This window comes from Nocardia sp. FBN12 (assembly GCF_054031145.1).
In genome coordinates, this window is the sequence record NZ_CM132926.1 from 5,836,059 (window position 1) to 5,859,953 (window position 23,895).

At 66.7% G+C, this 23,895-nt stretch carries 25 protein-coding genes; 13 read left to right on the top strand and 12 right to left on the bottom strand.

Annotated features, from left to right (window positions below):
• Positions 1–203 precede the first annotated feature (203 nt).
• Together ACWZHB_RS27600 and ACWZHB_RS27605 are read left to right on the top strand one after the other, a co-directional pair.
• Positions 204–1,307 (top strand): agmatine deiminase family protein, encoded by a 1,104-nt coding sequence (locus ACWZHB_RS27600; protein ID WP_427904702.1) that lies wholly within the window; start codon positions 204–206, stop codon positions 1,305–1,307.
• A 60-nt stretch (positions 1,308–1,367) separates the two neighbouring features.
• Positions 1,368–1,940: a TetR/AcrR family transcriptional regulator gene (locus tag ACWZHB_RS27605; protein ID WP_427904703.1), complete on the top strand. Its 573-nt coding sequence runs from the start codon at positions 1,368–1,370 to the stop codon at positions 1,938–1,940.
• Between the two features lie 28 nt (positions 1,941–1,968).
• On the opposite strand, the gene ACWZHB_RS27610 is transcribed toward ACWZHB_RS27605, so the two are convergent.
• Together ACWZHB_RS27610 and ACWZHB_RS27615 are read right to left on the bottom strand one after the other, a co-directional pair.
• Positions 1,969–2,769: a hypothetical protein gene (locus ACWZHB_RS27610; protein WP_427904704.1), complete on the bottom strand. Its 801-nt coding sequence runs from the start codon at positions 2,767–2,769 to the stop codon at positions 1,969–1,971.
• A gap of 131 nt (positions 2,770–2,900) precedes the next feature.
• Positions 2,901–3,419 (bottom strand): lipoprotein LpqH, encoded by a 519-nt coding sequence (locus ACWZHB_RS27615; RefSeq protein WP_427904705.1) that lies wholly within the window; start codon positions 3,417–3,419, stop codon positions 2,901–2,903.
• A gap of 192 nt (positions 3,420–3,611) precedes the next feature.
• Here ACWZHB_RS27615 and ACWZHB_RS27620 point away from each other — a divergent pair, with 192 nt between their 5' ends.
• The 5 genes from ACWZHB_RS27620 to ACWZHB_RS27640 all read left to right on the top strand — a co-directional run bounded on the left by ACWZHB_RS27620 (position 3,612) and on the right by ACWZHB_RS27640 (position 9,312).
• Complete coding sequence (locus ACWZHB_RS27620; protein ID WP_427909314.1) at positions 3,612–4,976, top strand: hypothetical protein; 1,365 nt, start codon at positions 3,612–3,614, stop codon at positions 4,974–4,976.
• A complete protein-coding gene (locus tag ACWZHB_RS27625; RefSeq protein ID WP_427904706.1) occupies positions 4,976–6,034 on the top strand; it encodes a hypothetical protein in 1,059 nt (352 codons plus the stop codon). The genes ACWZHB_RS27620 and ACWZHB_RS27625 overlap by 1 nt, the downstream gene beginning before the upstream one ends.
• 68 nt (positions 6,035–6,102) lie before the next feature.
• Positions 6,103–7,617, top strand: a complete 1,515-nt coding sequence (locus tag ACWZHB_RS27630) for a tetratricopeptide repeat protein (protein WP_427904707.1) — start codon at positions 6,103–6,105, stop codon at positions 7,615–7,617.
• Positions 7,614–8,897, top strand: a complete 1,284-nt coding sequence (locus tag ACWZHB_RS27635) for a CHAT domain-containing protein (RefSeq protein WP_427904708.1) — start codon at positions 7,614–7,616, stop codon at positions 8,895–8,897. The genes ACWZHB_RS27630 and ACWZHB_RS27635 overlap by 4 nt, the downstream gene beginning before the upstream one ends.
• Positions 8,898–9,012: 115 nt before the next feature.
• The gene (locus ACWZHB_RS27640; RefSeq protein ID WP_427904709.1) at positions 9,013–9,312 is read left to right on the top strand and encodes a helix-turn-helix domain-containing protein; all 300 of its coding nucleotides are present in this window, start codon (positions 9,013–9,015) and stop codon (positions 9,310–9,312) included.
• On the opposite strand, the gene ACWZHB_RS27645 is transcribed toward ACWZHB_RS27640, so the two are convergent.
• From ACWZHB_RS27645 to ACWZHB_RS27660, 4 genes are all read right to left on the bottom strand, one after another.
• Positions 9,313–9,609 (bottom strand): hypothetical protein, encoded by a 297-nt coding sequence (locus tag ACWZHB_RS27645; RefSeq protein WP_427904710.1) that lies wholly within the window; start codon positions 9,607–9,609, stop codon positions 9,313–9,315.
• Positions 9,610–9,721: 112 nt separating this feature from the next.
• Entirely contained in the window at positions 9,722–10,447 is a 726-nt protein-coding gene (locus ACWZHB_RS27650; RefSeq protein WP_379296259.1) for an amino acid ABC transporter ATP-binding protein, read from the bottom strand.
• A 55-nt stretch (positions 10,448–10,502) separates the two neighbouring features.
• Complete coding sequence (locus ACWZHB_RS27655) at positions 10,503–12,284, bottom strand: ABC transporter substrate-binding protein/permease (RefSeq protein ID WP_427904711.1); 1,782 nt, start codon at positions 12,282–12,284, stop codon at positions 10,503–10,505.
• A gap of 150 nt (positions 12,285–12,434) precedes the next feature.
• The gene (locus tag ACWZHB_RS27660; RefSeq protein ID WP_427904712.1) at positions 12,435–13,229 is read right to left on the bottom strand and encodes an LLM class F420-dependent oxidoreductase; all 795 of its coding nucleotides are present in this window, start codon (positions 13,227–13,229) and stop codon (positions 12,435–12,437) included.
• A 135-nt stretch (positions 13,230–13,364) separates the two neighbouring features.
• On the opposite strand from ACWZHB_RS27660, the gene ACWZHB_RS27665 reads away from it, so the two are divergent.
• Complete coding sequence (locus ACWZHB_RS27665) at positions 13,365–14,444, top strand: ABC transporter ATP-binding protein (protein ID WP_427904713.1); 1,080 nt, start codon at positions 13,365–13,367, stop codon at positions 14,442–14,444.
• A gap of 48 nt (positions 14,445–14,492) precedes the next feature.
• Here the strand turns inward: ACWZHB_RS27665 and ACWZHB_RS27670 are convergent, their stop codons facing one another.
• The 3 genes from ACWZHB_RS27670 to ACWZHB_RS27680 form a co-directional block, all read right to left on the bottom strand.
• Positions 14,493–14,903, bottom strand: a complete 411-nt coding sequence (locus ACWZHB_RS27670; protein ID WP_427904714.1) for a DUF3039 domain-containing protein — start codon at positions 14,901–14,903, stop codon at positions 14,493–14,495.
• A complete protein-coding gene (locus tag ACWZHB_RS27675; RefSeq protein ID WP_427904715.1) occupies positions 14,788–15,195 on the bottom strand; it encodes a helix-turn-helix domain-containing protein in 408 nt (135 codons plus the stop codon). Before ACWZHB_RS27675 ends, ACWZHB_RS27670 begins: the two co-directional genes overlap by 116 nt.
• Before the next feature lie 106 nt (positions 15,196–15,301).
• Entirely contained in the window at positions 15,302–15,823 is a 522-nt protein-coding gene (locus ACWZHB_RS27680; RefSeq protein WP_427904716.1) for a winged helix-turn-helix transcriptional regulator, read from the bottom strand.
• An 84-nt stretch (positions 15,824–15,907) separates the two neighbouring features.
• Between ACWZHB_RS27680 and ACWZHB_RS27685 the strand changes: the two genes are divergently transcribed.
• Positions 15,908–17,077, top strand: coding sequence for a thiolase family protein (locus tag ACWZHB_RS27685; protein ID WP_427904717.1), 1,170 nt, complete (start codon positions 15,908–15,910; stop codon positions 17,075–17,077).
• 104 nt (positions 17,078–17,181) lie between these two features.
• Here ACWZHB_RS27685 and ACWZHB_RS27690 read toward each other — a convergent pair whose 3' ends face one another.
• A complete protein-coding gene (locus ACWZHB_RS27690; RefSeq protein WP_427904718.1) occupies positions 17,182–18,447 on the bottom strand; it encodes an MFS transporter in 1,266 nt (421 codons plus the stop codon).
• 39 nt (positions 18,448–18,486) lie between these two features.
• On the opposite strand from ACWZHB_RS27690, the gene ACWZHB_RS27695 reads away from it, so the two are divergent.
• Positions 18,487–18,858: a MerR family transcriptional regulator gene (locus ACWZHB_RS27695; RefSeq protein WP_427904719.1), complete on the top strand. Its 372-nt coding sequence runs from the start codon at positions 18,487–18,489 to the stop codon at positions 18,856–18,858.
• Positions 18,859–18,935: 77 nt separating this feature from the next.
• Entirely contained in the window at positions 18,936–19,937 is a 1,002-nt protein-coding gene (locus ACWZHB_RS27700) for an o-succinylbenzoate synthase (RefSeq protein ID WP_427904720.1), read from the top strand.
• Between the two features lie 10 nt (positions 19,938–19,947).
• Here ACWZHB_RS27700 and ACWZHB_RS27705 read toward each other — a convergent pair whose 3' ends face one another.
• Together ACWZHB_RS27705 and ACWZHB_RS27710 are read right to left on the bottom strand one after the other, a co-directional pair.
• A complete protein-coding gene (locus ACWZHB_RS27705; protein ID WP_427904721.1) occupies positions 19,948–20,478 on the bottom strand; it encodes a TIGR04338 family metallohydrolase in 531 nt (176 codons plus the stop codon).
• Positions 20,479–20,556: 78 nt separating this feature from the next.
• Entirely contained in the window at positions 20,557–21,357 is an 801-nt protein-coding gene (locus ACWZHB_RS27710; RefSeq protein WP_427909315.1) for a DUF2786 domain-containing protein, read from the bottom strand.
• A gap of 201 nt (positions 21,358–21,558) precedes the next feature.
• Between ACWZHB_RS27710 and ACWZHB_RS27715 the strand changes: the two genes are divergently transcribed.
• Entirely contained in the window at positions 21,559–22,836 is a 1,278-nt protein-coding gene (locus tag ACWZHB_RS27715) for an ABC transporter substrate-binding protein (RefSeq protein WP_427904722.1), read from the top strand.
• 45 nt (positions 22,837–22,881) lie between these two features.
• Entirely contained in the window at positions 22,882–23,859 is a 978-nt protein-coding gene (locus ACWZHB_RS27720; protein ID WP_427904723.1) for a carbohydrate ABC transporter permease, read from the top strand.
• Positions 23,860–23,895: the final 36 nt, after the last annotated feature.

The following is a 23,895-nucleotide window of genomic DNA, read 5'->3' on the forward strand; positions in this document are numbered from 1 at the left end:
GAACGGACTTCCGGCACCGTAAGCAGCCCAAGCGAGCCAGTGGGAACGCATAGATGAACGGACGACCAAAACTCGGCGCGCCAAGGTCGTCCGACCGTGGCGACCACGCCTTTCACCTTGACTGAATTTTTAGTCAGGACTACATTCGGACCTACGCGCCGCGAGTGTCGCCGGCGCATCCGACAAGGACACAGGAGCAATTCATGCGGCGACGCATATTCGTCCAGACGTCGATGGCCGCGTTGAGCAGCATGCTGATCGGTTGTCGAGAGGCGAGTCCGTCGGGCAACGACGACGACGGCAGACAGTGGTCGATGCCCGACGAGGGCACACCGCACGCGCGGACCTGGATGGCGTTCGGCGCCGCCGAACGGATCTGGGGCGCCGACCTCGTGCCGGAAGTACAGCGCAATCTGGCCGCCATCGCCACCACGATCGCCCGGTTCGAACCGGTGTCGATGCTGGTTCGGCCTATGGAAATGGACCTGGCCAGGAGTCTGATCGGCGGTGCGAACGTCGAGCTGATCGCCGCCGAGATCGACGACCTGTGGATCCGCGACACCGGCCCGGTATTCGTCACCGGACCCGACGGGCGGGCCGGCGTCGACTTCAACTTCAACGGCTGGGGCGACAAACAGGAGCATCGCCGTGACGCCGAGGTCGCCCGTTTGGTCACCGACCGCGCCGGAGTGGAGCGCCTGGAGACCGATCTGGTGCTCGAAGGTGGTGGCATCGAGGTCGACGGCGAGGGCACCGCGCTGATCACCGAGAGCTGCGTGCTCAACAACAACCGCAACCCGGGCTGGAAGAAGAAGGACGTCGAGGAGGAACTGGCGTATCTGCTCGGCATCGAGAAGGTGATCTGGCTGCCCGGCATCGCGGGCAAGGACATCACCGACGGGCACACCGACTTCTACGCCCGATTCGCCGGGCCCGGTGTGGTCGTCGCGGGGCTGGACAACGACCCCGACTCCTTCGATTACGACGTCACCCGCCGTCACCTCGACATCTTGCGCCAGGCCACCGACGTGCACGGCCGCCGCCTGCGGGTGGAGGTCCTCGAAGGTCCGTCCACTGTCCGCGAGACTTTCGCCGACGACGACTTCGCCGCCGGCTACATCAACTTCTATGTCTGCAACGGCGCGGTCATCGCACCGGAGTTCGGCGATCTCGGCGCCGACGCGGCCAGCCGGGGCACGTTGCAACGGCTCTTTCCCGACCGGGAGATCGTCCAGCTCAATATCGACGGCATCGCCGCCGGTGGCGGTGGGATCCACTGCGCCACCCAGCAGCAACCGGCCGCCTAGCCCGCCCGCGGCAGGGCTGGACACCCGCCCAGTCCTACCCTTCTCTTACTGTGGGGACCCGTGTCAGAGCGTCGAAACCAGATCCTCGAAGCAGCCGTGCGCGTCATCGCCCAGGACGGCATCCGCGGCCTGCGCGTGGACAAACTCGCCACGGCGGCGGGAGTATCCACCGCTCTCATCTACTACCACTTCAAGGATCGAACCGGCGTTCTCGATGCGGCGCTCGAGTACATCAACCACCGTGCTCAGCGCTACACCGAGCACGGTCTCGACACCGCGCAGCCCCGTGACCGCATCGAGAACACACTGCTGCTCGAACTCCAGCAGACCGACGAGGTCCGCGAAACCAGCATCGCCTGGGGTGAGCTCCGCGCCAGCGCGGTGTTCAACACTCACCTGCGCGAACCCCTCGCCGGATCCACGCACGCCTGGAACACCGACATCGAAACCCTCATCCGGGATGGCCAGCTCACCGGCAGCCTCTCGGCCGAAATCGACGCGGCCGCTGCCGCCGAACGCCTCACCACCCTCGTCGAAGGGCTCAGCGAGCGTTGGCACAGCGGGTCGGTGAGCCTCGACCGCGCCCGCGCGCTGCTCACCGGGGCCGTCGCGGTCGAGCTCGATCGGCCGTAACACGAGGCGCGTACGAAGGAAGTTGTCATCAGGCATTGACCGGGAGGGCGATCACCACCTCCTGCTCGTTGCCGGGCAGGTAGTGCACTGCCACGATCCGGCCGACCTGCACCGCGCCGACCGCCGTCGGGGGCAGGTACTTCTCGGCACGGGTCTCGAAGGTGGTGCCGTCGGGGCGGGTGACCACCAGGCCGAGCGCGATCTCGGTGTACCCGCCACGGATGCGACCGGGGACGTCGAGGCTGCGCACCACCGCCTGGGCCGCGATGCCGCGCTCGGCGATGTCGAGCTTGCCACGGGTGGTGATGCCCTTACGGATGAGCGATTCGTTCATCGCGCGCTGGGCGGCGCCGTTGTCGCCGGAGCGGTCGACCTCGACCTTGTCGGTGCGGCCCGGCAGGTACCGGACCGGCAGGACCACGCCCGGCTGCAGCAGGGCCAGTTCGGTGAGCGCAACGATCATCTTGGCGTGCGAATCGAAGACCTTTCCATCGGACCCCTCGACCCGGAAAGCAATCTTGACCTGCGGTTGGTCGTTCACCGAGACGCCGGTCTGCCGGAACGAGGTGATGGTGCCGATACCGACGGCGGCGTCGCGGAACTCGCTGCTGTTGCGGCCGGTGAAGGCTTCGAGGATGCCGTCGCCGGTGAAGGCGAAGACGATGGGGACGATGGTGAGCGCGATGATCGGCAGGGCCATCTGGGGGCCGACCCAGCCGAGCATCGCGCCGGTGTATTCGTCGGGGGTGTAGGTGAGGCCGTAGTAGAGGTAGTAGCCGATGGCGAAGATCCCGAACGCGACCGCGGCCGCACGCAGCTTGGATTTCATGATGTCTCCCTGTTCATTTGCGGCTGGTGCCGCGGTTCTCGGCGCTTGACTCCGCCTCTTCCCTCCCTCCGGGCAGTCCAGAGGCGGAGGCGCGCCGAGAACTGTGGTGTCCGACCGGGTCGCGGGTGAGGTCAGGCGCCGACGATGGTGGCGCAGGCGAAGGTGACGTCGAACTTGACCGTCGACGGGCCTGCCAGCGGGTTGGTCATATCGGCGCTGATGCCCTCACCGGTGATGCGGTAGGTGTTGCCGTCCTTGGCCAGCTTCGCGGAACCGCCGGGTGCGCCCTGGCCGTAGCCGACCGCGTAGGGCAGGCCGTTGGCGCCACCCTGGCTCCCACCGATGGCGACGGCCTGGACCGTGTCGCCTTCGACCGTCGCGCTGACCGACAGGCTGCCGTAGGTGGCGTTGGCCGTGTCGGTGAGCGCCAGGGCGAGGGTGCCTGCCTGCTTAGCGCAGGTGGTGTCGAACTTCGCGGCGACTTCCTTGCCGTCCACACTGGCGGTGGACTTGCCCGCGGCCGGGGCCGGAGCCGCCGATCCGGGGGTGCTGGTCGGGGAGGTGGTGCTCGCGTCGTCGCTGCAACCGGTGACGAACAGCGCGGTGGCGGCGGCGGAAGCGGCGAGGACGGCGATCAGCTTGGTGTTCATGGTGGTTCCGTTTCTCTCGGTGTGACCGGGTTGGTAACCCGTTGAGAGAAAGGTAGAAATCGTTCGCCGCCTACCGATCCCAACTTTGGTGTTATCGGCGGCTGGCGCCGCAGTTCTCGGCTACCCGCCGAGAACTGCACGAACAGCCGCCACGTATCCAGCTAACCTGGTCGAATGCGGAGACCGCGCGCCATGGTGCTCGATGAGGTGTGGCGGGGGCTCGACGGTGTCGAGGCGTTGAGCGGGGCCGATGGTGGGCCGCTGCGGCGGACGGTGAAGTTGATTCTGGATCCGCTGGTGCTGCGGCCGGTGCAGCATCCAGGGTTGGCCGCGAGCGTGCTCGATGAGGACGCGATCGCGTTGCTCACCGCGCTCGTGCACGCGCGCTCCGATGCGCTGCGGGCGTGTGCGGCATGGTTTGTCGTCATGAAGCAGGTGCGCCGGGCGCTGCGGATCACCGAGGGGAACGCGCAGGATCTGTACTTCCAGCGGTGCTTCGAGTTGGCGATCCGGTGGGGCGCGCCTGCGGGTGACGGACCAGCGCGGGCCGAGGAGACCTTGCGCGAAGTCCACGAGAGCACGGGCGGGCGAACCACGGCCGCACTGAAAAGCTATGTGACCGAACCACATCGGGCCGTCGAGCTGGCCGAACTGCTGGCTGTCGCCTGGGCGCGAAGGCCCCTCGCGCTCTATGGCGCTCGGGATCTGGCGGCCGAACTGACCGAGTTCCTCGAAGCTTGCACGCTGGCCCGCGAAGGGGACCCGGCGGATGCCGGGCCGCTGTTCGACGACCTCGTCGACAACCGTGCGGGCACCCATCGCGGGATCGCCCTGTGGCTGGAGCATCCGGCCGACGGTGCCGACGACCTGGGACTCACCACGCATTCGAGCCCCCGGCGACCCGAACTCGGCGCGTCCGCGTCGACCTCGAATCTCGGCCTGCCGTTCGACCGGACCGTCTACGAGCGGGTGTTCACGGTGTTGCAGGGCAGTCTCGATCGGACCGACCTGCCCGGGATTCCGGAACTGGTGACCCGGGAGATCTCGCGCAGTTGTTCGCCGTGGGGGCTGCTCGATGAATCGTTGCGGGTCGCCGCTGCCGCGGGTTGTGAACTGGCGCTTGGTCTCTCACCGATCGCGGCGGCAGGCACCCGGGCGGCGTCCGCGAATCCGATCGAAGCTCGAGGCGACGCCCCACGGAATGCGGAGGTGGTGCCACCCACCGCGACGTCCCGTGCGCACGAGGTGGTCAACAGCCGGTGGCGGCGAGAAGGGTATGTGCTGCAGGCGCGGCGGTATGCGGTTCATGTGGTCGACGGGGTAGGTCCGCTGGCGACGGTGGCAGCCGAGTTGCGCACACCGTGGCGGCCGTATCTGCGCAGGTTGTGGGTGCGATTGCACGGGCGGGATGTGCGGGAGATGCCGGTGTACGAGCCGGGTGAGCTCTGGGATCTACTCGATGGTGTCGCCCGGTCGGTGAGGCTGGACCATCGCACGCGGATCAAACAGGCGCTGACCGCCGACGCCGCGACCGTGGTGGAAGCGAGGGCCGGCTGATGACTGTCGTCCATCTTCGCCATGCGGACCCGGGCCTGCTCGTCATCGCTCCCGACGGGGCGCCACTGGTCACCGATGCCGCGCCAGGGCTCGATGCGCTGGTGCTCGAAGTCGCAGGGGGACACCTGACTTGGAGCCTGTTCGACAGCGGGGTGGTACCCGCCGCGGTGCTCGATGATGTCGACGCGGCACAGGATTGGGTGTGGGCGGTGTACGGCGAGGAAGTCGCCGTGGCCGTCGCGGACTACGATCCCCGAGCACTGACAGCCTCGCCCGCGCAGCCGGAGACGGTGGCGAACATGCGCCGACTTGCCTACGCGCACTGGGCAAGCCGGTGGTGGCCCGCGTCGACTGTCGACGGGATTCCCGCCCTGGACCCGCGCCTGCTGCTCGAGGAAATCGAGGTGCTCACCGAGCAGTGCGAGATGATGTTCGGCAGCGATGACTTCGGTCCTCTCGAACGTGGACTCGAAAGCGAGTCCGTATCACGTGTTCGCGCAGTGGATTACGCGTTGGCGGCCGGTGGTACGGATGCAGCCGACGGGCTGATCGTCGCGCGGGGTAGCGGTCATTGGGACTGGCGGCGTTGCCCGCCCGGCCTGCTCGACGCGGGCGAGAACGCGGTGTCGTGGCAGGTGACGCGGGCGGGTGGGGTGTCGACGGTGCGGGTCAGTGTGGTCGCCGCGCCAGATTGCCGGCGCGCTGTCCCCGAACATCTTCGGCCCCTCGCGCGCGTGCGTTCGGTCCGAGCGCAGCCTCCTGCGGCCACCGAGCAAGGGCAGTCGGCCGGGCACGATCGCGCGGAACCATCGGTCGACGTGCAGATCCCCTTGCACCTGCGGGGGGACGCCTGGACGGGGGCGGCCGAGATTGCCCTTCGCACTGAGACATCGCTTGACATAACAGTTTTCGTTCCAGGTTTCGGACCGGCCGACCCCGTGGAGGAGGCGGTTGTTCGAGACCGAATTCGGCGGTTCGCCCGCCTTCGCCTCAGCGATCCCACCGGCCGTCCACTGACCGCTGAATCGACCGCGGCCGAAGCAGACGAGGACTTCTGATGACCTCGACGCGAATTTCGGCCGGCCATGCGAAGAACGCGCACCTGGCGCAGATCGGAGCCGGATAGATGGCAGCCACCGGAAGAACGTCCGACCAGGACGACACCCAGCTCACCGCGGGGTATGCGGCGTATCAGCGTGGCGATGTCGTGGCGGCGTTGGAGATTTTCGAGCAGGCGGCCGACGGTGCGGCACCCCGACTGCGCAGTGCGGCGTTGATCAACGCCGCGAGTATGGCCGACGAGCTCGGCGATCACCGGCGGTCGGTGGTGCTGTTCCGGACGGCACTCGCTGAAATGCCCGAGGACGCCGCCCATCAGCGACCTGCGGCGCTGGTGAATTTGTCGCAGGCCTTCCAGCACCTGGGCGAGTTCGACGCCGCGCAGGATGTGCTCGAGGAAGCGCGCGCGCTGCTCGCCGACAGTACCGATCAGGGGTTGTTGCGGGTGGCGTGTCTGTTGTCGCTGACAGCGGTGGCGTTGCACAGGCAGCAGTGGGCCCGCGCCGGTGAGCTGGCGGGCGAATCTCTCGGTGTGACAGAACGTTTCGCGCCGGAGATGGCCGGCCATCCGTTGATGAACCTGGCCGCCTGCTCGTTCGAGACCGGGCGCTGGGAACTGGCCATCGACTTCGCGCGACAGGGGGTGGCCGCTTTCGCCGCGGCGGGCGCGGCGGCCTCGGTCGCCGAGTCACAGCAGAATCTGGCCACCATGCTGGTGCGTGCGGGTCGCTTCGACGAGGCAGAGGAGCCGTTGCGGGCCAGCCAGGAATTCTTCGAAGCCGGTGAGCTGGGCCATTGGTCCGGGATCGGGTCCAAGACACTGGGCTTCCTCGCCGAACGTCGGAACGACTTCGCTACGGCACGTGCGCATTACGAGCGAGCACTGGATCGCTTCGACTCCACCGGCGCGGTGGTGGACGCGGCGGACGTTCGACTGCGCCTCGCCACCGTCGCCAGTGCGGAAGGCGATCTCGCCGCCGCCGAGGAACTGCTCGACGCGTCGTTCTCGGTCTACGCCGCCCACGGACTCGGGATGCACTGCGCCCAACTCGACTACTGGCACGCCGAACTCCTCCACACCGCGATCGAGCAAGCGGCACAACCGGATCCGGAACTGCTCACCCGCGCGGTCGCCCTGTCGATACCGGCGGCACTCGCCATCGACGCCGTTCGCCACACCCTCCCCAACGGCAACCAGCGAGCGCACTGGCACCGCGCCGTCGCCGAACCGGCGATGCGCGTCGCGTTCCGATGTGCCGGTCTGTCCGGCAACGGCCAACTGGTGAGCGATCTGATCGAGACACAGTGCGCTGGAACCACTCTCGACTCCACCGCGTACACCGATGAGGCCGCGCCGGTCCTCGAATTCCAGCTGTTCGACCCCGTGCCCGCCGAGCAGATCACCACACCGGCCCTGCAACTCGGCGCCGCACTCGCCGACGTCGCCGCCACCGCGGGTATCCCCGTCGCACCACCACCCCGGCTGGACGACGACGGACGTATCGTCTTGGCGAACTTCATCTCCTACGCCGAGCAGCGCTACGGCCGCCCCGTCCGCGATACCAGGGTGATCGCGCTATGAAGGTGCCTGCCGCACAGCCAACGCCAACCGAATTCAACAATGCGCCCACCGCATTCATCCGGCTGGCCGACGCCGGCGACGTCTATATGTCGTGGCGGTGGGCCGACGACGCGTTGGCGCGTGGCGTGGCGGTGCTGCCCCGCGACCAGGTGCGCGAGACGCTGCGACTGCTGACCGAAGCGGTGCCCGATCCGGCACGACCCGACGATCTGCGGCGGGTCATGACCGCGGGCGCGTTGGTCGATCCCGAGGCGGAAAGGGCACTGGCGCAGGCGTTGTCACGCACCCTGCTGCCCTATGGGCTCGCAGTGCAGCTGTACGAACTGTCGCAGCGTGGGATTCGACCGCATCTGCGGATTCAGCCTTCGCCGCGGCTGGCGCAGGTTCCGTGGGAGATCATCGCTCCTGATCCCCAGCTCCGACTGCTCGACATCGCCGAGGTGAGCCTGCTCGCGCCCGTGTCGGTGGTGCACGCGCCGGAGCGAATCGCGCGGCGCTGGACAGATACTCGCGATCTGCCCGTGGTCGCGGTGCTCGATCCACGCGTCCCCGGATTTCGCGCGGACTCAGAACTCGGCTCGGTGCTCGGCCGACCCGGCACGGAAACCCTTGTCACCCAGCACTTCAGCCGCTATCGCGATCGACTGGTCCCGCGTGTCGACGATCCAGTGGAGCTGTTCCGTCGCGCCGACACCGACCGCGCCTGGCTTTCCGATGTCCTCCGGGCAGGTGCCAGCCGACTCGTCTATGTCGGCCATGTCACCGCCCCCGCACCGAAATCCGGTCTGAGCGAACACGCTGAGCTGCACCTCAGCTGCACCGCCGACACCCTCGGCTTCGCGACGACGAACCGCACCCACCGCCCCCTCTCCGCGAAGGACCTCCTGCTCGGCACCCACTCCCTCGACCCGTCCCCCACCCCCGGCCGGGCCCTGTGGCCGATGCCGAGCCGCGTAGCCCTCATCGCCTGCGAAAGCGGTGGCGACCTGCGCTTCACCGAAGCCCTCGGCCTCACCACCGCGGCCCTCTCGGCGGGCGCCGAACTGGTCACCGCCACCCGCTGGCCGCTACCCACCGACCACGCCTTCCACACCCTCACCCCCACCACGACCTACCCGCTGCAATCCGCCATCTGCGCTGTAGACACCGCCCACGATTCACCCACACCCATCCCCACCCTGCTGACCTGGCAAAGGTCTCGACTGGCCGCCTGGCGTGCAGCGCCGATGCCCGAGAACTCACCTCTACTGTGGGCCGCCTTCGCCACCGTCACCGACTGACCGGCGCACGGCTATTCGGGAAGTCCCAAGCCCGCCGCCAGTTGCAGAACGGCCGTCGTGGTTGTCGAGTTGGCGGTATGGACGAACAACACACCGTAGAGGAGGTACGAGAGTCGTGAGTGAACGGACAAGTTGGTCGGAAAAGCGCTCGGCGATCCTGGGGCGGCCTGGCGCCGGTGCGGCTTACGACGCGGCGCGGCTCCGGTTCGAGCTCGGCGCGGCAGTGCGGAATCGACGTGAGGAACTCGGTCTCACACAGGCGGAGTTGGCCTCACGCGCCGGACTTCGCCAGCCGGCGGTGGCTCGATTCGAAGCGGGCGGCACCATGCCGACGATTCCACTGCTCGAGCGCCTCGCTACGGCACTCGAGCTGCGTCTGCGGGTGGAATTCGAGCCAGGTCGGGCCGCCGGTTAGTCAGTGATCGTCGTAGTGGTCCGCGTGGGCGGCGTGGCGGTGACCGTCATGGATGTAGTCGACGTGGTCGCCGTGCGGGACGGAGACGTGGCCGCAGCCGGGGCCGTGCTGGTGGGTGTGGGCGGTGTGCTCGACGTGTGCTGAGGTCTCGCACTCGTCGAAGTGGCCCTCGTGTTCGCGGTGCAGGTGCCCGTCGTGGACGTAATCGACGTGGTCCTCGTGCGGAACCGCGACGTGGCCGCAGGTGGGGCCATGGACATGGGTGTGCTGCGGGTGTTCGGCATGCGTTGTGGTCATCGGCTCTCTCTTTCCGGTTTCCCGGAACTCGGTCCGGTACTGAACGAATGGAGCTCCAAGCACTTCCGACATTAGCAGTTGCGCATGCGTTGCTGTGAGGCCCCTTACCTGGTCAGAGGACCTGATCGAGGAAGCGGCGCAGGCGCGGGGTTTGCGCGTCGTCGAACAGGGCATCGGGGGTGCCGGTCTCCACGACGACGCCCTGATCCATGAACACGACGCTGTCGGAGACCTCGCGGGCGAAGCCCATCTCGTGGGTCACCACGATCATCGACATGCCGCCCGAGGCGAGGTCGGCCATCAGCGCGAGCACACCCTTGACCAGCTCCGGATCCAGCGCGGAGGTGGCCTCGTCGAAGAACATCAGCTCCGGTTTCATGGCCAGCGCGCGGGCGATGGCCACGCGCTGCTGCTGGCCGCCCGACAGCGAAGCGGGCCTGGCGTCGGCCTTGTCGGCCAGGCCGACGATCTCGAGTTGTTCGATCGCCAGCGCACGAGCTTCGTCGGCGGACAATCCGCGCAGCTTGCGGGGGCCGAGGACGATGTTGTCGGCGACGGTCTTGTGCGGGAACAGGTTGAACTGCTGGAAGACCATGCCGATGCGCTGGCGCAGCTTGTCGGGGTTGTCTTTGAGGACCGACTTGCCATCGAGGAGCACGTCACCGGAATCGGGTTCGTGTAGGCGGTTGAGCACGCGCAGCAGGGTCGATTTGCCCGAGCCGGACGGGCCGATGACGGTGGTGGCGTGGCCTGCCTCGACGTGGATGTCGACACCGCGCAGGATGTGGTTGTTGCCGAGCGTCAGCTCGAGCCCGGTGCCGGTCAACGATGCACTCATGCCCGCACCTCGCTGACGCTCGGTTCCGCCATGACCGCATAGGTCAGCCGCTCGCTCATGCGCCTCGCCCTTCTGTGATGACTGCCTGCTCGATCGGGTCGGCGGGGGTGGGTTTGCCGGTGCGCATGCGCTGGTCGATGTAGTTGACCAGGTGGGTGAGCGGGATGGTGAGCACCAGATACATCAGACCCGCCGCGACCAGCGGGGACAGGTTGCCGGTCTGGGCGTTGAGGTCGCGCCCGACCGCGAACAGCTCACGCTGGGAAGCCAGCAGGCCGAGGAAGTAGATCAGCGACGAGTCCTTGATCAGCGCGATGAACTGGTTCATCAGGGCGGGCAGCACCCGGCGCACACCCTGCGGGATCACCACCAGCGTCATCGACTGCCGGTACCCGAAACCGATGGCACGCGCGGCCTCGAGCTGACCCGGCTCCACCGACTGGATACCGGAGCGGAAGATCTCGCCGATGTAGGCCGACGAGAGCAGGGCCAGTGCCACCGCGCCGAGCCAGTACGGGTTACCGCCGGTGATATTGCGGACCACCGGCCCGATGCCGAGACCGATCAGCAGGATGATCACAACGGCGGGCAGGCCGCGGAAGATGTCGGTGTAGACGCGGGCGGGCCAGCGCAGCCAGCGGGTGCGGGAAATGCCCATCACCGCGAGCAGCATGCCGATCACGGTGCCGAGGACACCCGAAACCAGTGCCAGGATCAGGGTATTCGGCAGGCCGGTCTTGATCAGATCGGGAAAGGCCTTGCTGTACAACGACCAGTCGAAAAAGGTGTCCTTCAACTGCTGCAAGGTCGACTTCTGCGCGACCTGTTCGGTCTCGGGCGCCTTCTCCGCCGCCATCGCCGCGAAGTCCGGAAGTTGGGGTGTGGGTGCGGCTTTCGAGCCGGGCTTCCAGCCGGGCGGGAGTTCGCGGGGCACCCAGTCGGCGTATAGGCGCGCGTAGGTGCCGTCGGCGATCACCGCGTCGAGACCGGAGTTGAGCGCGTCGATCAGCGGCTGGTTGCTCTTGGCCACCGCGTAGCCGACGAAGTTGTCGAGGCTGAAGGTGTTCTGCGAGACCACGATTCCGTCGCCGGGCTTGATCGCACCCTCGGCTTGAGCCGACGGCGCGACCCAGGCGTCGACCTGACCGGACTTCAGATTCGCGTAGGCGGTGTTGTAGTCGGGGAACTTCACCGGGTCCAGCTTCAGCTGGTTCACCACGAACTCGTCCTGCACGGTGCCCTGCACCACCGCGATGCGCGAGCCCTGGTTCAGGTCGCCGAAGCCCTGCACCGCGCTGCCCTGCGGGACGACCAGGGAGAAGTAGCCGAAGTCGTAGCCGTTGGTGAAGCCGACCAGTTCGCGGCGCGCGTCGGTGGTGGTGATGTTGGACGAGCCGACATCGAAGCGCTTGCCCGACACCTGGGCGAGCAGGCCGGCGAACTCGGTGCCCGAGAACTCCACGCGCAGACCGAGTTTCGCGCCGATCGCGGCGAGAAGTTCGTTGTCGAAGCCGGTGAAGGCGCCCTGGCCGTTCACACAGATGCTCGGCGGGGCGTCGGAAAGAGTGCCGACGCTCAGGGTGCCGGGGTTGAGCAGGCCGAGCTTCGCGGTGTCGATCGTGTCGACCGGTGCCGTTGTCGCCGTGGTGTAGCGGTCGGCACCCGCGGTCTCACCGGCGGCCAGGTTGGTCGGTGCGGCGGCGGCAGCTGACGGGCCCGGTGGGGAACAGAGATCGCGTGCGGTGCTGCTGTCGGAGCCACCACCGCATCCGGTCGCCGCGACGCCGACGAGGAGCAAGAGGGCGGCGATCCGCGCCTTCGTTCGTACACCTGCCATGGCGATAAACCCTAGCCGCAACCTTGCACAGCGAGGGATACGCACCGCGGTCCATCATCTGGCGCCTACCGCAGTCATCCGTCTTCGCTATGACCGCAGAGTTGGGCAACAGCCCGAGCCCAGGACGGATCGTTCTCGTCCAGGCAGGACCTATGCGAGCCCCTCGAGCAGTGCCGGGTTCACATCATCGCGCCATTCGATGGCTCGGTACACCTCGGTGAGGTCGTAGTCGGGGCCGGAGACGCCGACGGTGAACAGGGTGACACCTGCGTCGTGCAGTGCCTTCGCGTCGTCGCGCCCCTGCCACTGCACCGAACGTTCGATCCGCGACTCGTCGGTGCCGACGGCCGCCGCGTGCTCGGCCAGCACCTTGTTCTTGTGCGCCAGCGTCGACACATCGGCGAAGGAGTGCCAGATGTCGGCGTACTCGGCGACCAGGCGCAGCGTCTTGCGCTCGCCACCGCCGCCGATGAGAAGCGGGATCGCCCGCACCGGCGGGGGGTTCAGCTTCGCCAGCCGGGCCGTGAGGCGAGACATGTTGTCCTTCAACAAGTTCAGCCTGCTACCCGGCGTTCCGAACTCGTAGCCGTACTCGTCGTAGTCACGCTCGAACCAGCCCCCGCCGATGCCGAGAATCAGCCTGCCGCCACTGATGTTGTCGACCGTGCGCGCCATATCGGCCAGCAGATCGGGATTGCGGTAGCCACCACCGGTCACCAACGCACCGAGCTCGACCCGCTCGGTCTGCTCCGCCCACGCCCCGAGCATCGTCCAACATTCGAAATGCGCACCCTCGGGATCACCGGTCAGCGGAAAGAAGTGATCCCAATTGAAAATGATGTCGACCCCGGCATCCTCGGCCCGCAACACCGCATCGCGGATGAGCCCGTAATCAGGCGCGTGCTGAGGCTGAAGCTGAACTCCGATACGGACCGGACGATTCATACCGCTGGCTCCTAAGGGCTCGCCGATTCTCCGCGACCGAGGCTACCCGGAGCCCACGAGGGCCGCTACGATCCCAGCGACCCACTACTCGGATCGTCCGGCACGTTCCTGCCGGGATGGGATGTTGATCTACGCATGGCTACCGTTACTTTCGACCGCGCTACCCGGCTGTATCCCGGGGCCACCAAGCCCGCGGTCGACGCGTTGAATCTCGAGATCGCCGATGGCGAATTCCTGGTACTCGTCGGGCCGTCGGGGTGTGGCAAATCGACCTCGCTGCGGATGCTGGCCGGGCTCGAGGAGGTCAACGGTGGGTGTATCCGGATCGGCGACAAGGACGTGACGAACGCCGAGCCCAAGGATCGCGATATCGCGATGGTGTTCCAGAACTACGCGCTGTATCCGCACATGTCGGTCGCGGAGAACATGGGGTTCGCGCTGAAGCTGGCCAAGGTGTCCAAGGCCGAGCGGGACGAGCGGGTGCTCGAGGCGGCCAAGCTGCTCGACCTCGAGCAGTACCTGGACCGCAAGCCGAAGGCGCTGTCGGGCGGTCAGCGGCAGCGGGTGGCGATGGGGCGCGCGATCGTGCGGCAGCCGCGGGTGTTCCTGATGGACGAGCCGCTGTCGAACCTCGACGCCAAGCTGCGCGTGCAGACCCGCACCCAGATCGCACAGCTGCAACGGCGGCTCGGGACCACCACGGTCTACGTCACGCACGACCAGGTCGAGGCGATGACGATGGGCGACCGGGTCGCGGTCCTCAAGGACGGCCTGCTCCAGCAGTGCGCCTCCCCGCGCGACCTCTACCGCGATCCGGCGAATATGTTCGTCGCCGGGTTCATGGGTTCGCCCGCGATGAACCTCTTCACGCTGCCGGTCGACGACGGAGCCGTCACCATCGGCGGATATCCGGTGCGAGTGCCGCGCGCGGTGGCCGACGCCGGTGAGGGTTCCGTGGTACTCGGCATTCGTCCCGAGCATCTCGAGGTGGGCGACGGCGGCCTCGAAATGGAGGTCGACGTGGTGGAAGAGCTCGGCTCCGACGCCTACGTCTACGGCCGCGCCCTCTCCGCAGGCACCAGCGGCCAAACCGGGGAAACCATTGTGGCGCGCGTGGATTGGCGCAACCCGCCCTCCAAGGGCGAGCGTCTGCGGCTGACCGCCGACCCCGAACACGTGTACTTCTTCAGCGTCGACGGCCGACGCCTGCGCTGATTCGGATGCCGCAGGCGCCTTGTTCGCACCGAGTCGCCTGCGGCACACCTACTTCGGGAGCGCTGCGAACCTGTTCGAGCATTCCGGACAGGTGGGCAGGCGCTGATGATCCTGCATCGGAACGAAGAAGACTCCGCACAGTGCGCGCGTCGCATTTCCTTGTACGGCCGCTGCGGCGAGATGTTCCGAATGCACGAAGTGGCTGACAGCCCCGAGCTCAGGAGCAAGCAGCTCGCCGCGATTCGCCGCTGCACGAAGTTGCACGACCCGGCGGCGCGCGAACCCGACCTCGGCAACCGTCGAAAACGACCACTCGAACCGAACCATCTTGTCAGAGCCAGAATTACAGCTCGGCGGCCAGCTCTGCGATGGCATCGCGGCGGGTTCCGTCGATCTTCGCGAAGCGTTCGGCAAGCTCTCCGCGATCACGATCGCGGGCTCGCTGGAAAGCCATGACATCGGCGACGCGGACCCGGCGGTCGCGACCGACTCGGAAAGAGGGAAGCGCTCCGGAGTCGAGCAGTTTGTACAAGTGGGTACGGCTCATTCCGATGCGGGTCGCGACCTGGGCGGGCGTCAGAACATCGTCGGCGCGGAACATGGCGACGTCGACACCGGAGTGCACGCTTGTCGTCACAGCCCGCAGCAGTTCACGCAGCTCAGACGGGCCGAGCTCAGTGACCAACTGCTCGAGTTTTGCCAGCTGATCGGCGGGCACCGCCGTCGCATCTACCTCATGAATGGCAACCACAACGCCCCCTTTTCTTCACACAACAGACGGCATACATGCCATACATGTCACAGATGACGCTACGGTCGAGAGCTGACAATGTCAACACTGATTGCGCCGACACGAATCACGGCCGCCCACGAGCAGCTTTACGGTCGCGCAGGTAGTCCTCATTGACACGGACGGCTAGCCGTTCGAGCGGGATTTCGGTGCCGTCGGAGGTGCGGAGGTCAGCGCGGACGGGGGCGCCGGTCTCGGCGTCTACTCGAAGCAAGGGCGGTGGGCCGGGTTGGAGGTAGGTGTCGCCCCATTGCCAGAGGGCCACGACGGCGGGGAGTAGGTCTCTGCCCATTTGGGTGAGGGCGTATTCGTGGCGGGTGCGTTTGCCTTCTTCCTGGTAAGGGCGTTTTTCCAGGAGGCCGGCGGTGGTGAGTTTGCGGAGTTGGGCCGCTGCGGCGGCGTCGGTGATGCCTACTCGGCGGGCGAAGCCGTCGAAGCGGCGGGTGCCGTAGTAGGCCTCGCGCAGGATGAGCATCGCGGAGCGGGTGCCGATGAGGTCCATGGCTCTGGCGATGGAGCAGCCTTCCGTGTCCCATTTGCTGAGATCGGCCAGGGGTCCTTCCATCACTGCTGCCATGGGAGACATCATAGCCAATCTGACTTGAGCTGACGATAGTTAGGGTTTATGCTGACTATCGTCAGCTAGAGCCAGTGGTGTCGAAAGAGGACTTCCATGCGAGACGCGGTCATCGTCGAAGCGGTACGCACGCCGATCGGGCGGGGCAAGCCGAACGGCGCACTTCACGACGTTCATCCTGTTGATCTGCTGGCGCACAGCCTGCGGGCAGTCGTCGAACGCAGCGGGATCGACCCGGTGCTGATAGACGATGTGATCGGCGGGATCGTCACCCAGGTCGGGGAGCAAGCGGCGAATATGACTCGGCGGGCCGCCCTGGCCGCCGGGTATCCGGAATCCGTGCCCGCCACGACGGTGGATCGGCAGTGCGGTAGTAGTCAGCAGGCGATTCATTTCGCGGCACAAGGGGTTATCGCGGGGGCCTATGACATTGTGGTGGCCGCCGGGGTGGAATCCATGGGGCGAGTACCCATGGGCGCCAACCTGATCGGCGCCAGCGATCTGTCCGGAATCGCCTTCGCGGAGCGATATCCCGATGATCTTGTCCCGCAGGGAATCAGCGCCGAGCTCATTGCCGCGAAGTGGGGGCTGACCCGCACTCAGCTCGACGAGTTCGCACTCGGAAGTCACGAAAAGGCCGCTCGGGCAACCAAAGACGGGCTCTTCGCGAATGAACTCGCGCCGATCAACGGGCTGAGCTCGGATGAGGGAATCAGGGTCGGCAGCACGATCGATACCCTCGCGAAACTGAAGCCTGCCTATTACGACCCCGCGATGGCCGCTCGGTTCCCGCAGATCGGCTGGGAGATCACCGCCGCCTCGGCCAGCCAGGTCAGCGACGGGAGTTCCGCGGTGCTGATCATGTCCAGCGAACGTGCCCAGCAATTGGGGCTGCGGCCGTTGGCTCGGCTGCACAGCTTCTCCGTCGCGGGCGACGATCCATTGCTGATGCTCACGGCGGTTATCCCGGCCACCGAGAAGGTGCTGCGGCGGGCCGGTCTGGGCATTTCCGACATCGACCTGTTCGAGATCAACGAGGCGTTCTCGCCGGTTGTGCTGGCGTGGGCGCAGGAGACCGGCGTGGAGATGAGCCGGGTCAACGTCAACGGCGGGGCGATCGCGCTCGGGCATCCACTCGGCGCGTCCGGGGCGCGGTTGATGACGACGCTGGTGCACGCGATGCAGCAGCGTGGGGCGCGCTACGGATTGCAGACCATGTGCGAAGCGGGTGGCCTCGCCAACGCCACCATCATCGAACGGCTGTGAACCGAAACGGTGGCGCTCACCGCGAGCGCCACCGTCCGGCTCGACCCCGCAGACTGTCCGTGTGCCGGTGGTGCGCGCCCGCTTGACACGGACGAGCGCTGGTGTCACGCGTCCGGTTTGGAGGCGGTCTCGCGTTCGAATGTGCGGCTGGTGAATCCGTGTCGACGTGCGCCGATGACGATAGCGAGCGTCGGGAGCAGGAGCGCGAGTGTGATCCAGCTCAGGGAGGCGGATCCCAGTACGTTGAGGGTGATACCGCCGATGACCCCGCCTGCGGCGATCCCGATGTTCCAGCATGTGGTGAGGAGTGCTTGTGCGACGTCGCCCGCTGGGCCGGCGGCGTCAGCGATCGCGGTTTGCAGCAGGGTTGAGGCGCCGCCGAACGCGAGCCCCCACAGGGCTGCACTGGCGTACACGAGAGCAGGGGTGCCAGAGAAGACGCTCAGGACGAGAGCCGCTGTGGCCAGGAGCGCGCAGGCCGAGATCATGAGCATGCGCAGGTGTCGGTCGATGAGCACGCCGGTGAGCCAGATACTCACGAGCGACACCAGACCGAAGGTAAGCAGCACCGAATCGACCTGACCCGCCATGCCGAGCGGGGCCAGGAACGGGGCGATATAGGTGAAGAGAATGTTGTGAGCTAACACGAACGTCAACGTCACGACGAGGATCGGGGCGACTCCGGGTGTGCGGAACGCATGGACCAGCGGCAGTCGTGCGCCCTTGGATTGGCCAGGGAAGTCCGGAACGGTGGCAATCACCCATACGATCAGTGCGAGAGTCACCAGTGTGATGATCCCGAAAGCGAATCGCCATTCGACGACCTTGGCGAGGAACGCAGCTGCGGGGACCCCGACGGACAGCGCAACGGTTCCGCCCGCCATCGCGATGGCCATGGCTTTGCCGCGCTGGTGCGCGGGAACCATCCGTCGGGCGTAACCGGCAAGGAGCGCCCAGAGCATGCCGCCGACGATGCCGCCGAGGAACCGGGCGGTCAGGGTGAGTGCGAAACTGTCGGAGAAGGCGGTGATCGTGTTGGCGACCGCGAACCCGGAAATCGCGAACAGCAGCAGGCGCTTGCGTCGCCAGCCGATCGTTGCTCTCGTGAGAGGAACCGCCGCGAGAATCGCCCCGATCGCGAAGACCGTCACGCTCTGCCCGGCAGCGGCCTCGCTCACTCCCAGGTCGCGGCTCATCTGCGACAGCATCCCGGCGGGCATCGTCTCCGTCAGGAGCGTGATGAACCCCGTGGCAGCCAGAGCCAGCAGACCTGCGAGCGGGAACCGTGCATCAGCGGCGGAAGGGGATGGTGATGTAACCGTTCGTGTCATGCCCCTATCATCAATGTGTGACATTGATGTGAGGGTCAAGCCGGCTGCATCGCAGCCCAGACACGAAAAGGTGTGGGGATGAAGATCGGTGAGCTCTCCCAGCGCACGGACACGCCGGTGCGGATGCTCCGCTACTACGAGGAACAGGAGCTGATCCACTCCGAACGGCTCCCCAACGGGTACCGGAGCTACGAGGACTACGTTGTCGACCGGGTGTGGCAAGTCCGGGGCCTACTCGATGCCGGCCTGCCAACACGGATCATCAAGCAGATCCTTCCCTGCCTGGACAGTTCGCGGGCGATACACCTGCCATACGTCACCCCAGACATGATCGCGACACTCGAACACCAACGCGACCGCATGGCAGAGAAGATCGAATGCCTCACGAAAAACCACCGAGCCATCAACGACTACCTCGACGCCGTGAGCCACGAAATCCGAGCTTCCTGACCGCCTCTCACTTCAATATCAACGCACGCACATGCCGCCGGGCGGGGCAACTCCGAGCCACAGAAATCACTCAGGCCATGGCCGGTATATCCGCGACCTCTACGATCGAACGCGTGAGCGCCGACCTGTTTGTTTATGCGATTCCGCTGCGGACGCGGTTTCGAGGGATCACTGTGCGCGAGGGGATGTTGATTCGAGGGGAATTGGGATGGGGGGAGTTCTGCGCGTTTCCCGAGTATGACGACCGGGAAGCGGTGGGATGGTTGGCTACCGCAGTCGAACAGGTGACGGTGGGGTGGCCGGCGCCGGTGCGGGATCGAATTCCGGTGAATTGCACCGTGCCCGCGGTAGATCCGGCGCGGGCCGGCCGGATCGTGCGGGAATCCGGTTGCGCGACAGCCAAAGTGAAGGTGGCAGACCACGCTGATTCCTTGGCCGAGGATGTGGCGCGCGTGGCGGCCGTGCGGGAGGCGATCGGGAAGTCCGGGGCGGTTCGAGTCGATGCGAACGCGATGTGGGACGTTGCGACCGCAGTACGGAATATCGGTGAGATCGACAGGGCTGCCGGGGGTTTGGAATACGTAGAACAGCCGTGCCGGACGATCGAGGAATTAGCTGAAGTGCGGCGACGGGTTTCGGTGCCGATCGCGGCCGACGAGTCGATTCGACGAGCCGATGACCCGATGCGGGTAGCGGTGGCCGGCGCCGCCGACGTGGCGGTGCTGAAGTGCACGCCGCTGGGCGGGGTGCGTCGAGCATTGGCGGTGGCCGGCGCGGCCGGGCTGCCGACGGTGGTCTCGTCGGCGCTCGAGACCAGCGTCGGTCTGGCCGCGCAACTGGCGTTGGCGGGCGCGCTGCCTGATCTGGAATTCGCCTGCGGTCTGGGAACTCTCGCACTGTTCGAAGGTGATCTCGTCGCAGACTCGCTACTACCCACGGATGGCTGGCTGCCGGTCCCGACCGCGCCGCCTGAGCCCGACCCGACGCTGCTCGACAAGTACCGACACCCCGACCCCGAGCGAGTCGACTGGTGGCTGCGGCGATACGAGCGAGTCAGTGCACTGCTCGGGAGCAGCTGAGCGGCGAACCCTAGCCGAACCGAACGCCGCACCCGGCAAAGGTCGCCCGGATCAACAATGCGGCCTCCGGACCGATCACGCCATCGACCAATTCGACGTACCGAGTGCAGAATTCGGGTCCGTGCGGGGCTTCCACGGAATCCGGCGACAAATGATGGGCGAGTTCGTGGAGAACGACGAGTTCGCGCAGTGCCCAGGCAGTGGAACCGGTGTGGAGCGGAACGGCCAGCACAGCGGCCGCCGTCTCGTAGTGCGCCGCGGCCGCGCCCGCACGCGCACGGACCCGAACCGCCACGGCGGCCCGCTCCCATTGCGCACGAACCCAATTCAGCGCCAGCACCTTGTCGACATAGCTCTGCACCGATTCCACCGAAGCGAACCGTCGCTCCACCGGCAAGGTCAACTGCGAGCCGTACACCTCCACCGTCCGATGCCCGAACTCGTCGGCCCGGTCGAATGCCCCGCGCACCAACTGCTCCCCGTCGTAAACCTTGGCGCGTTGGCTATCGCGCTGGGTATTGCCCGAATCACGGTGCGGCACGGCTCGCCCTGTCGGATATCACCCACGACACCCCAGCTGATCTGATCGGGCAGGTCACGATTCGCCGCCTGCGCGCTCTCATCGGCCGGTGATCTTTCCGCGAGCGGCCGGCAGCTCAGGCGAGGTACCCAAGCGAGCGTTTCGGCCCGCTCGGTCTCCCGCCCGGCGGGCCGCGGCGGAGTGCCCGGTGGAGGCTTGGGGGCCGCGCCAGGTTCCGCGGGCCTCGGAGGTGGCCGTGTAGAAGTCGGTCAACGCGACCTCTTTGTCGCGCAGGGCAAGAGCGGTTCCCGTCGACTCGACGGCCGATTCCTCGGCGACGACTTCAGCTTTCACCTCGGCCAGCCGCGCACCGATCCGCGCGCCGAAGGCCATCTGGAAGTTCAGCCGCGCCGTAACCCCCGCCACCGGAACCTCCACCTTGCGCCGAACCGTACGGCCGAGGCGCTTCTCGGTGACCACCTTCACGACCGTGGCCTCGCGATAGGCGCCGGATTTGATGTAGTGGTCCGACGCCCGGACCATCTGGATCAGCAGGCTCGCGTAGAGCGCTTCGCAGGTGTCGATGTCGGCGGCGAAGCCGTAGGCGTAGACCTGGGCGGAGCTGCGGGCGACATCGCAGCGAACATCGTTGGCCGTGGCGATCGCCACGAACAACTGGACATAGGTGCGCAGCCCTTTTCGACCGGGCTCGCCGATCGGGATGATCCGCTGCACCGGCGCCGACCTGCGCTCACGCGCGGCCACATGCGAGCGCGCCACCGCGAGATCGATCGAGGATTTCGTCGCCAGCCGCTGGGCCGCGGCGAGGAACGCTTCGGCCTCGTGCGCGTTGTCGGTGGACTCGGCCTTGCGCAGCAAACCACCGATGCGAGTGAGCATCCGATCGGGCGTCGACGGCGGTGGACTGGTCACGCAGTCGAGGGTAGGGCACGGCACCGACACCGAAATCCCAAGGGAACTGACCGAAAAGTAAGCCGATGAGCAGGACGATCGGACGCGAAGACCGCGCACCATGTATGTTGCCTGTTGCACCGCAGCAAGGTGTGCTGCTGCTCACGTCTTGACCCTGGAGTGTCTGCGATGGCCTTGAAGTTTGTCCCCAGAGCGACGATGGCTGCTGCCTCGATCGCGCTGCTCACCGCAACGTTCGCCAGTGGTTGCTCCAGTGACGACGGTGGCAACGCGCTCGACCAGAACCTGACGGGCCGCGGCCCGATCACCTACGTCGAAGGTAAGGACACCACCGAGACCGGTGTGGTCAAACAACTCATCGACCGCTGGAACGCCGCGCACCCGAACGAGCAGGTGACGTTCAAGGAGCAGTCGGCCGACGCCACCCAGCAGCACGACGACCTCGCCGAGCACTTCCGCGCGAAGCAGGACGGCTACGACGTGGTCGCCCTCGACGTGCCGAACACCGCCGAGTTCGCGGCCAAGGGCTGGATCCAGCCGCTCGAGGACACCTTCGCGATCGACACCGCGCCGCTGCTCGCGCCGACCGTGGCCAGCGCCACCTACAACGGCAAGCTGTACGCGGCCCCGCGCAACACCAACGGTGGCCTGCTGTACTACCGCAAGGACCTGGTGCCCAACCCGCCCAAGACCTGGACCGAGATGCTCGGCCAGTGCCAGGTGGCGCGCGAGAACAACATCGGCTGCTACGCCGGTCAGCTGGCCCCCTACGAGGGCCTGACCGTGAACACCTCCGAGGTCATCAACGCCTTCGGTGGCAGCTTCGTCGGCGCCGACGGCAAGACCCCCACCGTGAACAGCCCGGAGTCGAAGGCCGGCCTGAAGGTCCTCGTCGACGCCTACAAGAACGGTGACATCCCCAAGGAAGCCATCACCTTCAAGGAAGGTGAGAGCGCGAGCGCGTTCGAGACTGGCAAGCTGCTGTTCCTGCGTAACTGGCCCTACCTCTACGCCCAGGCCTCCGCCGACGGCTCCGCGGTGAAGGACAAGTTCGGTGTCGCCCCGCTGCCGGGCAACACCGGCGTCGGTGCTTCCACCCTCGGTGGTTACAACGCCGCGATCAGCGCGTTCTCCAAGAACAAGGCCACTGCCGCGGACTTCGTTCGCTACCTGATCAGCGAAGAGGCACAGCAGATCATCGCCTCGGGCTCGCTGCCCTCGGTGCGCTCCTCGCTCTACGACGACCCGGCCCTGATCGCGAAGATGCCGTACCTGCCCGCGCTGAAGGAGTCCATCGCCAGCGCCGTGCCGCGTCCGGTGACCCCGTTCTATCCCGCGGTGTCGAAGGCCATCCAGGACAACGCTTATGCTGCACTGACCGGTGCCAAGTCCGTCGACGACGCCGTCGCGGGCATGCAAAAGGGCATCGAGACCGCCGGTTCGTAGCGGTACGCGCAGCGGACCCGACCAGACCGTAGGAGAGTAGTAACGGTGTCGGATCCTTCGGGAGCCAAGCAGCGCGGGCTAGCGCTGCACCTGCGACAATCCGGCAAGGCGTGGCTGTTCGTCACGCCCGTGCTCGTCGCACTGGCCGTGGTCATCGGCTATCCGGTGGTCGAGGCGATCGTCATGTCCTTCTCGAAGGACTCCGGCATCGACCCGGCCACCGGGATGTTCGTCGAGGGCGGCGGCGCCGGCTTCAGCAACTACACGCACTGGCTGATGCAGCAGTGCGGGTCGCTGATGGGCACGGTGTCGTGCCCCACCGGCACGCTGGGCTCGCAGTTCTGGTCGGCGGTCGGGATCACCCTGTTCTTCACCGTGATCACGGTGACGCTCGAGGCCCTGCTCGGGCTCGGCATGGCCATGGTGATGGGCAAGACCTTCCGCGGCCGGGCGCTGTTGCGCGCCGCCGTGCTGATCCCATGGGCGATTCCCACCGCTGTCACAGCGCGGCTGTGGGAGTTCATGTTCCAGTACGACGGCGTCGTGAACCGGGTGCTCGGCACGCAGATCCTGTGGACCTCGGATGTGTGGGCGTCGCGGTTCGCGGTGATCGCGGCCGACGTGTGGAAGACCACGCCGTTCATGGCGCTGCTGATTCTGGCTGGGCTGCAAGTGATTCCGGCCGACGTGTACGAGGCCGCCAAGGTCGACGGCGCGTCGGCCTGGCAGCGGTTCGTGAACATCACGCTGCCGCTGCTCAAGCCCGCGCTGCTCGTAGCGGTGCTCTTCCGCACGATGGACGCGCTGCGCATGTACGACCTGCCCGCGATCATGACGCTGGGCAACCCGTCGACCAACACGCTGTCGATCCTGGTGGTCGAGCAGGTGCGCCAAGGTCCCAACAGCGCCGCGGCGCTGTCGGTGATCACCTTCCTGCTCGTCTTCGCGATCGCGTTCGTTCTGGTGAAGGTGCTCGGCGCCAACGCTGTTCGCACGCAGGAAGAACAGCGGAAGGCGAACTGATGAGCATCTCGATGACGAAAGAACCTGGCGCCGAAG